10 protein-coding genes are annotated in these 7,675 nt (G+C 70.8%); 7 read left to right on the top strand and 3 right to left on the bottom strand.

Annotated features, from left to right (window positions below; translation table 11 throughout):
• From K206_RS39525 to K206_RS0128255, 4 genes are all read left to right on the top strand, one after another.
• Positions 1 to 488, top strand: a 488-nt coding sequence (locus K206_RS39525) for a zinc-binding dehydrogenase (protein ID WP_020205735.1), incomplete at its 5' end; no start/stop codon positions are given.
• Entirely contained in the window at positions 449 to 1,462 is a 1,014-nt protein-coding gene (locus K206_RS0128265) for a tripartite tricarboxylate transporter substrate binding protein (protein WP_020205734.1), read from the top strand. The genes K206_RS39525 and K206_RS0128265, both read left to right, overlap by 40 nt.
• 322 nt (positions 1,463 to 1,784) lie before the next feature.
• Positions 1,785 to 1,982: a hypothetical protein gene (locus K206_RS0128260; protein ID WP_020205733.1), complete on the top strand. Its 198-nt coding sequence runs from the start codon at positions 1,785 to 1,787 to the stop codon at positions 1,980 to 1,982.
• Positions 1,983 to 2,102: 120 nt separating this feature from the next.
• A complete protein-coding gene (locus K206_RS0128255) occupies positions 2,103 to 2,765 on the top strand; it encodes a SagB/ThcOx family dehydrogenase (RefSeq protein ID WP_020205732.1) in 663 nt (220 codons plus the stop codon).
• A 15-nt stretch (positions 2,766 to 2,780) separates the two neighbouring features.
• Here K206_RS0128255 and K206_RS0128250 read toward each other — a convergent pair whose 3' ends face one another.
• The 3 genes from K206_RS0128250 to K206_RS0128240 form a co-directional block, all read right to left on the bottom strand.
• On the bottom strand, positions 2,781 to 4,370 hold the full coding sequence (locus tag K206_RS0128250; RefSeq protein ID WP_029044186.1) for an FMN-binding glutamate synthase family protein: 1,590 nt from the start codon (positions 4,368 to 4,370) through the stop codon (positions 2,781 to 2,783).
• Between the two features lie 203 nt (positions 4,371 to 4,573).
• Positions 4,574 to 5,035 carry an HU family DNA-binding protein gene (locus K206_RS0128245; protein ID WP_029044185.1) on the bottom strand — a complete coding sequence of 154 codons (462 nt, stop codon included), beginning with the start codon at positions 5,033 to 5,035 and terminating at the stop codon, positions 4,574 to 4,576.
• Positions 5,036 to 5,371: 336 nt separating this feature from the next.
• Positions 5,372 to 5,614 carry a hypothetical protein gene (locus tag K206_RS0128240; protein WP_020205729.1) on the bottom strand — a complete coding sequence of 81 codons (243 nt, stop codon included), beginning with the start codon at positions 5,612 to 5,614 and terminating at the stop codon, positions 5,372 to 5,374.
• A 120-nt stretch (positions 5,615 to 5,734) separates the two neighbouring features.
• Here K206_RS0128240 and K206_RS0128235 point away from each other — a divergent pair, with 120 nt between their 5' ends.
• The 3 genes from K206_RS0128235 to K206_RS0128225 all read left to right on the top strand — a co-directional run.
• Positions 5,735 to 6,109, top strand: coding sequence for a PepSY domain-containing protein (locus K206_RS0128235; protein ID WP_020205728.1), 375 nt, complete (start codon positions 5,735 to 5,737; stop codon positions 6,107 to 6,109).
• 7 nt (positions 6,110 to 6,116) lie between these two features.
• Positions 6,117 to 6,794 carry a response regulator transcription factor gene (locus tag K206_RS0128230; RefSeq protein WP_020205727.1) on the top strand — a complete coding sequence of 226 codons (678 nt, stop codon included), beginning with the start codon at positions 6,117 to 6,119 and terminating at the stop codon, positions 6,792 to 6,794.
• A gap of 3 nt (positions 6,795 to 6,797) precedes the next feature.
• Positions 6,798 to 7,675: HAMP domain-containing histidine kinase (locus K206_RS0128225; RefSeq protein WP_020205726.1), on the top strand; the 878-nt coding region annotated here is incomplete at its 3' end.

Below are 7,675 nucleotides of genomic sequence, written 5' to 3'. Positions count from 1 at the left end.
CGCACGCGCTGGCCCCCGAAGACCTCGCCGCCGCCGTCAAGCGCGTGACCGGCGGGCGCGGCGCCGACGTGGTGGTGGACCCGGTGGGCGGCGACCTGTTCGACCAGTCGCTGCGCGCGGCCGCCGCCAACGCCAGGCTGCTCAGCGTGGGCTTTGCCAGCGGGCGCATCCCGCAGGCGCCGCTGAACCTGCTGCTGGTCAAGAACCTGACGCTGCACGGCTTCTTCGTCGGCCGCTATATCGGCTGGACGCCCGCCAACGAGCGCGCCCAGCACGCACCCGCGCTGCAGGCCGTGATGCAGACGCTGCTGGCGTGGGCCAGCGCGGGAAAAATTCGGCCGACCGTGTCGAAGGTGTACCCGATGACCGGGCTGGCCGAGGCGCTGCACGCGCTCGAAGCCCGCCAGGTGGTCGGCAAAGTCGCGATAAAAATCCAGGAGACAGAACCATGCACCACCACGCCGGCCGCAGGGCCGCAACCGGGCTAGCGCTGCGCGCCGCCACCCTCGCCACCGTCGCCATCGCCTGCGCCTTGGGCGCGGCGCCCGCGCGCGCCGCCGACGACTACCCGCAGCGCCCGATCCGCCTGGTGCTGCCCTATCCGCCGGGCGGCCCCACCGACCTGCTGGCGCGCGTGGTCGCCGTGCGCATGGGCGACACGCTCGGGCAGACCGTGGTGGTGGACAACCGGCCCGGCGCCAGCGGCATGATCGGCGCCGAGAACGTGGCCAAGTCCGCGGCCGACGGCTACACGCTGCTCGCCAACGCCTCGCTGCACGTGATCAACCCGAGCATCTACCCCAAGATGCGCTATGACGCGTTCCGCGATTTCGTGCCCATCACGCAACTCGCGGACGTGCCGCTGGTGCTGGTGGTCAACAACGAGTCGCCGGTCAAGACCGTGCGCGACCTGATCGCCCTGGCCAAGGCGCGCAACGGCAGCCTCAACTTCGGCTCGGCCGGCAACGCCTCGGCCCAGCAGCTCGCCGGGGAATCGTTCAAGATCGCCGCCAGCGTGTCGATGCAGCACGTGCCGTACAAGGGCAGCTCGCCCGCGCTGACCGACCTGATGGGCGGGCAGATCCAGCTCATGTTCGACTCAATGCCCTCGGCCATGCCGTTCATCAAGGCCGGCAAGCTGCGCGCGGTGGCCGTGACCACCCTCAAGCGCGCCCGCGCGCTGCCGGACGTGCCGACCGTGGCCGAATCCGGCCTGCCCGGCTTCAACATCAGCACGTGGTACGGCTTGTGGGCGCCGCGCGGCACGCCCGGCCCGGTGGTCGAAAAGCTCGCGGCCAACGCCGCGCAGGCCCTGCGCCAGCCCGACGTGCAGCGCCAGTACGCCGAGATGGGCGCCGAGCCGGTCGGCTCGTCGCCGGCCGAGTTCGCGCGCTACACGCAGGCCGAAGGCAACAAATGGGCCGAGATCGTGCGCAAGTCGGGCGCCAAGGCGGACCAGTAGAACCCCGCGCAGGCATGTCGATCCCGTCACCGGCGTTCGCGCATGCCGCGGGTGCGGGCGCCCGGGCGTCCCCGCCCGCACACTTCGCGCCGCACCGACCGCGCACCGACCGCGCACCGCATGCGCGCCGCGGCACCGCGCCGCCCCCGGTTTGATCCAGCGCAATGGCCATGCGACATGGCGCCAGAGATGGCGCCGTGGCACATATAGTTCTTGAGCACCGCAAGCGGACACGGCCGGGCTGCCGCAATGGCCCTGTCCCGATGGCCGCCGGCGGCGCCCCGATAGCCATATCCGCGTGCTGGAGACAATGATGCCTGTGATGCTGAGCCCTCACGAGATCGCAGCCCTGATGATCCTTAACGATTCGGCGCGCCATCGCGAGCTGGATCCCGCCGACATCGGCGCGCTGGTCGAGCGGCAGCTGGTGCGCCTGGAAGCGCCGGTGCCCGGCTGCAAGCGGATGCACGTGACCGGAGACGGCCATCGTTTCCTGCGGGCCATCGGCTGGCTCTGCTAGCCGCCCGCGCTGTCCTTTCCATCCGCCTTCACCCGAAGCTCCCGCCAGCAGCGCATCGACCACGCCGGCCGGCACGCTGCCCGCGGCCACGCACCGCACATGACCTGAACGAGGCTTGCCATGAACCAGGAAAAACTGCTGACGTACCAGCCTGTCGCCGGACTGCTGCCGAGGCCCTCGGCCGGCACGCCGGCGAAGACCATCGCGCTGCCGGCGCCGGACATGACCACCGGGCTGCCGCTGATGGGCGCGCTCTGGCAGCGCCACAGCACGCGCGAGTTCGGCACGGAGGCGCTGTCGCTGCACCGCCTCGGCGAGTTGCTGTGGGCCGCCAACGGCATCAACCGCGCCGCCGCCGGCGGACATACGGCGCCGTCCGCCCACGGCATCCACGAGATCGACGTCTACGCTGCCTTGCCGGGCGGCCTGTACCGCTACGATCCGCAGCAGCATTGCCTGCTGCTCAAGCGCGACATCGACGCGCGCGGCCTGACCGGCTACCAGGACTTCGTCAAGGAAGCGGCGCTCGACCTCGTGTACGTGGTCAACCACGGCCGCATGACCGGCATGCCCAGGCAGCAGCAGGACGTGTTCTCGGGCGTGGCCGCCGGCGCCATCGCCCAGAACGTCTATCTCTACTGCGCGTCCAGCGGGCTGGCCACCGTGGTGCGCGGATGGCTGAACCAGCGCCAGCTCGCGGAAGCCATGTCGCTCAACGAGGACGAGGTGCCGGTGCTGGCGCAGTCGGTCGGGTTCCCGGCGGCCGGCGGCGCGGCGCAGTAACCCCGGCCGCGCGGCCTATAGCGCGAAGCTGTCCGCGCGCGCCAGCGGCCAGTATTTCTCGTAGAGCTGGTAGCGGAAGTTGCCGTTGAGCAGGTCGCCCGGCGCGAGGAACTTGAGCAGCTCGGACATCAGCCGCACCTCGTTGGGCGAGATGCGGCGCACGATGTGGTGCGGCTCGAGGTCGCCCGGGTGCTGCAGGCCGGCGGCCTGCAGCAGTTCCTGCAGCGCGTGCAGGGTCTGGCGGTGGAAGTTGGCCACGCGCTGGGCCTTGTCCGGCACCACGATGGCGCGCTGGCGCACCGGGTCCTGGGTGGCCACGCCGACCGGGCAGCGGTCGGTGTGGCATTTCTGCGCCTGCACGCAGCCCAGCGCGAACATGAAGCCACGCGCGGAGTTGCACCAGTCGGCGCCGGTGGCGAGCGTGCGCGCCACGTCGAAGGCGGTGATGATCTTGCCGCTCGCGCCGATGCGGATCTTGTCGCGCAGGTTCGCGCCGACCAGCGTGTTGTGGACCAGCAGCAAGCCCTCCTGCAGCGGCACGCCGATGTGATCGACGAATTCCAGCGGCGCCGCGCCGGTGCCGCCTTCGGCGCCGTCGACCACGATGAAGTCGGGCAGGATGCCGGATTCGAGCATGGCCTTGACGATGCCGAAGAATTCCCACGGATGGCCGATGCAGAGCTTGAAGCCGGTAGGCTTGCCGCCCGACAGGTCGCGCAGGCGCTCGACGAACTGCAGCAGGCCCAGCGGCGTGGAGAACTCGCTGTGGGTGGCCGGCGAGATGCAGTCCTCGCCCATGCCGATGCCGCGCGTGGCGGCGATCTCGGGCGTCACCTTGGCCGCCGGCAGCACGCCGCCGTGGCCGGGCTTGGCGCCTTGCGAGAGCTTGACCTCGATCATCTTGACCTGCGGCGAGCGGGCCTGCTCGGCGAACTTGTCGGGATCGAAGCGGCCGTCGGCGCGGCGGCAGCCGAAATAGCCCGAGGCCACTTCCCAGATCAGGTCGCCGCCCTCGGCGCGGTGGTAGGGCGAGATCGAGCCTTCGCCGGTGTCGTGGATGAAGCCGCCGATCTTGGCGCCGCGGTTGAGCGAGCGGATCGCATTGCCGGACAGCGCGCCGAAGCTCATCGCCGACACGTTGAACACCGACAGCGAGTACGGCTGGGCGCGGCCCTCGCCGACGGTGATGCGGAAGTCGGCCGACGGGATGCGGGTGGGCGCGAGCGAGTGGCTGATCCATTCGTGGCCCGCCAGGCGCACGTCGATCTCGGTGCCGAACGGCCGGCTGTCGACCTCGTTCTTGGCGCGCTGGTAGACCAGGCTGCGCTGCTGGCGCGAGAACGGCATCTCGTGCGTGTCGTCCTCGATGAAGTACTGGCGGATTTCCGGGCGAATGAATTCGAAGAAGAAACGCAGGTGGCCCCAGATCGGGTAGTTGCGCAGGATGGAGTGGCGCGACTGGCCGATGTCGCGCAGGCCGACCAGCAGCAGCGCGACCGGCACGGCGAGCCAGCCCGGCGAGATGCGGTGGGCCGCGGCGAGGACCGCGCAGGCGAGCAAGGCCAGCGCGGACAACCACACCGCGCCGTAACGACGAGAAAACATGGATGCTCCTAGGTGCCGGCCCCGGGCCGGCGGCCCCGCGATTATCGCCGTTCCGCGCGAATCCGGCATGGCGGCGGTTGCCTCGCCGGATGCCGCGCATGGCGGCCGCGCGGGCGGCGCTGCAAAGAAAAAGGAGCCGGCAAGCGGCTCCTTCTCTCAAGCTGCATTCAGGCTTCCCCGTGGAAGCCCGGCACAGTCGCCGGTCAGGCGGCGGCCGCGTCCTTCAGCTTCTTCAGCGGGCGCACCTTGACCTTGACGCTCGCGGGCTTGGCCGGGAACCAGCGCTCTTCACCGGAGAACGGGTCCTTGCCGAAGCGTTTCTTCTTGGCCGGCACTTGCTGCGCCGTGACCTTCATCAGGCCGGGCAGCGTGAATTCGCCGGCGCCCTTCTTGTGCAGCGCGCTGACGATGGTGTTTTCCAGATGGGCCAGCACCGTCTTCACGGCCTTGGCTTCCAGCTGGGTCTGGGCTACCAGGTGAGCGACCAGGCTCGACTTGTTGAAGGTTTCCTTCAGCGGCTTCGGTGTTACCGCAGCAGCGGGAGCAGCCTTCTTGGCCGGCGCGGCCTTCTTGGCAGCAGCCTTTACGGGTGCTTTGGTTGCCGGTGCCTTCTTGGCAGCGGTCTTGGTTGCAGTCTTCGCGGTCGGATTCGCTTTGGTCGCCATATCGATAAATATGAGTTGAACAGAAGGATGTCGCACGGGATGTGGCACCCGATGCCGCGCTGGTTCTTGACCAGCCGGCTGTCGGCGCGCGACACCGACTGAATCATAGCGGAAACGAGCGCACGTCAAGGGGTTTTCGTGCTTGTCGATGCAAAAAGCGGGGTTTTCCCCGGGTTTTTCCGGGTTTTTTCCTGTCGTGGTGCGCCGTTGTGTCGCGTGGAAGCAGCAGCGCGCACCGCTTTGGCCCCTGAAAACAAGGGGTAAACACGAAAACGGGGAACGCGAGGCGCGCTCGCGCGCGGTACCGGCGGCGGAAAAAAATCAGCAACGTCCTAGTCATGCGTCGAGTCCGAACGCGAACACCGGCCCGAGCAGCAGTGCGCCGAGCGCGATCATCAGCAGCCCGCCATCGAGGTGCTTCCACTCGTGCAGCACGGCGCGCGCGCCGGCGTGCGGCCAGAACAGCGCGACCACGCCGAGCAGCACCGCCGCGACCGCGCCGGCCAGCAGCAGCGCACGCCGCGCCGTGCCGGACCGGCGGCGCGAAGGACTATCATTGGGGACGCGAAGGTCTGGCATGGCAGGCTCCCGGAAAGGCGGCAACGACGAAGGCGCCGATTGTGGCGAGCACTCCCTGAACCGCGCCTGAGCGCCGCGTTCAGCCTCTGTTCAGCCAAGCCCGCGCACCATGCGTCCACCATGCGCCCGATGAAGACAGACCCCGCCGCCCGCCGCCCCCGCTGCCGTTTTCGCTACCCGCTGCCGCTGCTGGCCGCGCTGTCGCTGCTGTGCGCCGCGGCGCCCGCGCATGCCGACAAGGACGCCGACCGCGCGCGCGCCGCGGTGCAGTCGGGCGAGATCCTGCCCCTCACCCGCATCCTGGAGACGGTCGCGGCGCAGTACGCCGGCGACGTGATCGGTGTCAAGCTCGACCGCGACGACGGCCTCTGGCAGTACGAGGTCAAGCTGCTGCTGCCCACCGGCGCGGTCGCCAAGCTCGAATACGATGCCCGCACCGCGGCCCTGCTCAAGGCCAAGGGGCGCGACCTCGACCAGGCCCGCAAGAAACCCTGAATCCCGCATGCGCATCCTTCTGGTGGAAGACGAAGCCACGCTCGCCGCCCAGGTCCGTGCCAGCCTGGCCGACGCCGGCTACGCGGTCGACACCGCCGCCGACGGCATCGACGGCTGCCACCTCGGCGCCACCGAGCCCTACGACGCCGTGGTGCTCGACCTCGGCCTGCCCGGGCTGGACGGCCTGTCCGTGCTGCGCCGCTGGCGCGCGGCGCAGGTCAACGTGCCGGTGCTGATCCTGACCGCGCGCGACAGCTGGACCGACAAGGTCGAAGGCATCGACGCCGGCGCCGACGACTACCTCGCCAAGCCGTTCCGCATGGAGGAGCTGCTGGCGCGCATCCGCGCGCTGATCCGCCGCGCCCACGGCATGCCGGCGCCGGAGCTGGCGTGCGGCCCGCTGCGGCTGAACCCGCGCACCGGCATGGCCACGGTGGACGGCGCGGCCGTGGTGCTGACCGCGCACGAGTTCAAGGTGCTGGACTACCTGATGCACCACCCGGGCGCCATCGTCAGCAAGGCCACCCTGACCGGGCATATCTACGCGCAGGATTTCGACCGCGACAGCAACACCATCGAGGTCTTCGTCGGCCGCCTGCGGCGCAAGCTCGGCGTGGACGTGATCGAGACCGTGCGCGGCCAGGGCTACCGGCTGCGCCCGCCGCCCGCGCCGGCAGGAGACTGAGCCATGCGCCAGTCGCTCGCGCTGCGCCTGCTCGCGGTGGCGGCCATCTGGCTGGCCGCCGCGCTCGGCGGCACCGGCTGGCTGCTGTCCACGCTGTTCGCCCGCCACGTCAACCAGACCTACGTGCGCCAGCTCGACAACCAGCTCGCCAGCCTCGCCGCCGCGCTGGACTGGAGCGCCGACGGCAAGCTCGCGCTGACGCGCGCGCCGGCCGACCCGCGCTACGAACTGCCCTACTCCGGCGCCTACTGGCAGGCGCAAGGCGGCGGCAGCACGCTGCGCTCGCGCTCGCTGTGGGACGCGGACATGCCCACCACGGTGGACAGCCGGGTCGCCGGCAGCCACGCCGAGGTGCGCCCCGGGCCCAACGGCCAGTCGCTGCTGGTGGTGTCGCGGCCGATCGTGCTGGCCTCGGCCGATGCGCCGGTGACGCTCTCGGTGGCGCTCGACCGCACCGAGCTGCGCGCCGCGCGCCAGGCGTTCAACCGGCTGCTGGCGTGGTCGCTCACGGCGCTCGGCGCCGGGCTGCTGCTGGCGGTGGCGGCGCAGGTGAAGTTCGGGCTGGCGCCGCTGGCGCGGCTGCGCCAGGCGCTGGCGGCGATGCAGGCGCGCCGCGAAAGCCGGCTGGGCGGCACGTGGCCGGCCGAAGTGGTGCCGCTGGTCAGCGAGATCAACAGCCTGCTGGCGCGCAATGCCGACGCGCTGGCGCGCTCGCGCCGGCAGGCCGCCGACCTCGCCCACGCGGTCAAGACGCCGCTGGCCATCCTCGCCAACGAGGCCGCCCGGCTGCCCGGCGACGCCGCGCGCGCCGCCGCCGCGCAGGTCGAGGCCATGCGCCGCCAGGTGGACCGCCACCTGGCGCGCGCGCGCGCGGCCGGCGC

Origin of the sequence: Cupriavidus sp. WS (assembly GCF_000395345.1) — a bacterium.
GTDB lineage: Bacteria > Pseudomonadota > Gammaproteobacteria > Burkholderiales > Burkholderiaceae > Cupriavidus > Cupriavidus basilensis_B.
Note: the sequence above shows the minus strand (reverse complement) of the source record. Positions and strands in the feature narration are given on the sequence as shown.

Coding starts and splice junctions, on each gene's coding strand:
- K206_RS0128265 (WP_020205734.1), top strand. CDS start 449: ATGCACCACCACGCCGGCCGCAGGGCCGCAACCGGGCTAGCGCTGCGC.
- K206_RS0128250 (WP_029044186.1), bottom strand. CDS start 4,370: ATGTTTTCTCGTCGTTACGGCGCGGTGTGGTTGTCCGCGCTGGCCTTG.
- K206_RS0128255 (WP_020205732.1), top strand. CDS start 2,103: ATGAACCAGGAAAAACTGCTGACGTACCAGCCTGTCGCCGGACTGCTG.
- K206_RS0128260 (WP_020205733.1), top strand. CDS start 1,785: ATGCTGAGCCCTCACGAGATCGCAGCCCTGATGATCCTTAACGATTCG.
- K206_RS0128245 (WP_029044185.1), bottom strand. CDS start 5,035: ATGGCGACCAAAGCGAATCCGACCGCGAAGACTGCAACCAAGACCGCT.
- K206_RS0128230 (WP_020205727.1), top strand. CDS start 6,117: ATGCGCATCCTTCTGGTGGAAGACGAAGCCACGCTCGCCGCCCAGGTC.
- K206_RS0128240 (WP_020205729.1), bottom strand. CDS start 5,614: ATGCCAGACCTTCGCGTCCCCAATGATAGTCCTTCGCGCCGCCGGTCC.
- K206_RS0128235 (WP_020205728.1), top strand. CDS start 5,735: ATGCGCCCGATGAAGACAGACCCCGCCGCCCGCCGCCCCCGCTGCCGT.